This is a genomic window from Bacillus mobilis (assembly GCF_001884045.1).
In the GTDB taxonomy this organism is placed as follows: Bacteria; Bacillota; Bacilli; order Bacillales; family Bacillaceae_G; genus Bacillus_A; species Bacillus_A mobilis.
In genome coordinates, this window is sequence record NZ_MACF01000037.1 from 1 (window position 1) to 2,359 (window position 2,359).

General features: G+C 33.7%; 2 protein-coding genes. Both read right to left on the reverse strand.

The features are described from left to right. Positions 1-217 precede the first annotated feature (217 nt). Complete coding sequence (locus tag BAQ44_RS03980) at positions 218-949, reverse strand: DsbA family oxidoreductase (protein ID WP_071720906.1); 732 nt, start codon at positions 947-949, stop codon at positions 218-220. Between the two features lie 174 nt (positions 950-1,123). Further along, positions 1,124-2,083 (reverse strand): alpha/beta hydrolase, encoded by a 960-nt coding sequence (locus tag BAQ44_RS03985; protein ID WP_071720907.1) that lies wholly within the window; start codon positions 2,081-2,083, stop codon positions 1,124-1,126. Between the last annotated feature and the right edge of the window lie 276 nt (positions 2,084-2,359).

Genomic DNA, 2,359 nt, shown 5'->3' on the forward strand with positions numbered 1-2,359 from the left:
AGTTTTTCATTTTGTTTGTCGCTTTCGACGTTAATGTCATCGGCGACTTGTTCTATATTACACCTCTAACCTATAATCGTCAATATGTTTTTATAAAAAACTTCATTTTTTTATACATCCTATTTACGCTATTAATTTATCTATTTATATACCTCTTCTATAAGAATAGATAAGCAACCCATAAAATACTCTATGGGTTGCCATTCCATCATAAAAACTATTGTTCTTTTGAAGGTATCGAACAACTTTCATCCGTACAAGACATATCGCTTCCACCCTCTGAAGAAAGTTCTTGTAACTTAGGTGCAGGATTCTCTTCTTCCCACACTTGCTGAAGTGCACCAACAAAGGTTTCAAGTGGCTGCGCACCTGAAATAGCATACTTTTGATTAATAATAAAATAAGGTACTCCCGAAATTTGATATTGCTGAGCAATCGCTTCATCAATTCTAACATCATTTGCATATGCGCTTTTATCATGAATAACACGTAAAGCTTCTTGCTTTTCTAAACCTGAAGCTTCAGCAATAGTAGCAAGCGTATCCACATCACTTAAATTTCTCGATTCTGTGAAATATGCAAAAAGTAGATTTTCCGTAATCTCTTTTTCTTTCCCTTGATCCTTTGCAAACTTCGCAAGACGATGCGCATCAAAAGTGTTCGTCGGCTTCATCTCATCAAAATTAAAACTTAAACCCAGACTAGCCGCATGACTTCCTAGTTGTATATTATTACGCTTAGCTTCTTCAATACTAATCCCATACTTTGATGCAAGTACTTCATTAATACTTGTTCCAGAATAGATTGGAGCATTTTGGTCTAATTCAAAACTTTTAAACTCAACTTCAACATCTTTCTTATGTGGAAATTGCTCTAAAGCCATCTCTAATCTACGTTTCCCAATATAGCAAAATGGGCATACAAAATCTGACCATACTTCAATTTTCATAGAAACACCTCATTAACATGTAGTTTTCAATCATTGTAGCACTGGCACTAAGGAATTCAAAAATTTATGCTTCATGCTTTATATACTACAAACTAAAATGAATCTATAAATAGAAAAAACGATAATCAAAAGTATAAAAAGATTTCCTTCTGATTATCGTATATACAAATCTAACTATGCTGGAATATATCTCCCCACGAATTTCCATACGGTATTCCAATATTTATTTGAATCTATCTTCTCAGCTTCTCCATGTCCAGCACCTGGAACAATTAATTTCTCTTTTTCTACTTTTGCAGCATTATATACTTCATCTAACATTTCATAAGGAACGAACGTATCAGCATCCCCGTGAATAAATAGCATAGGTGTTTTACTTTTCTCTACTTGTTTTATAGCTGAAGCTTCTTCTAAATCATATCCAGCTCTTAATTTTGTAACTGTATTTGCCGCATTCATAACAGGAAATTTCGGCAAGTGGAATAGATCTTTTAGTTGATAAGTAAATTCATCAATAACAGTTGAGTATCCACAATCTTCAATAATAACTTTAACGTTAGAAGGTAACTCTTCACCTGAGGTCATCATTACAGTTGCCCCGCCCATTGAAACACCAAAAAGTGCTATTTCAGCATTAGGGTCTTTCTTTACAATTTGTTGAATCCAAATCAAAATATCTTTACGATCGTGCCAGCCCATCCCTATATAATCGCCCTCACTATTTCCGTGCCCACGAAGATCTGGCGCTATGACGTTATAACCTTGTTCATAAAAATTCCGGATATATTTCGTCATTTTCGATGCCCTGCTATCATATCCATGAACTACAATTGCCCATTTATGGCTAGATTGTTCATTCATATATTCATAACCTGTTAATTTCAACTTATCGAAAGAATTTATGTTTCGTGTATTAGGTTTATGATTTGATACAAAGCTCGCATCCTTTTCTTCGTTTGTAGCGAACACACCTCCTGATGCATTCACTGTTTCTACTAAATGAGGATTATCCTCTAAAAATTCTTTCTCTTGTTTCGCATTCAACGCATAATTATAAAAATAATTCCCAACTAACATATAAGTAATTGCTAGAAGGACTAAAACTACTATAGTAATTACACCTATCTTTTTCATATTATCTCCTTTTTCAAAATGAAATCTTCTTATATTCAAGTACTCAAAAAACAACTGCACTATTTTAACATACCGACAGATCACTTCTCCAAAAAACAAAATAGAAAATCTTAAACTACACATCAAAAATAATGAAAGAAAATGAATATGAGGGGATCAAAAAAAATAAGGATTACTTACTTGAGGCTGATAAGAAGTTTAAAACACAAAAAAAGACGAGTCATACTGACTCGTCTTACAGTTGCTTGGCGACGTCCTACTCTCACAGGGACAAGG

Excerpts from the sequence above, each read along its gene's own strand:
- BAQ44_RS03980 (WP_071720906.1), bottom strand. The coding sequence starts at position 949 with ATGAAAATTGAAGTATGGTCAGATTTTGTATGCCCATTTTGCTATATT.
- BAQ44_RS03985 (WP_071720907.1), bottom strand. The coding sequence starts at position 2,083 with ATGAAAAAGATAGGTGTAATTACTATAGTAGTTTTAGTCCTTCTAGCA.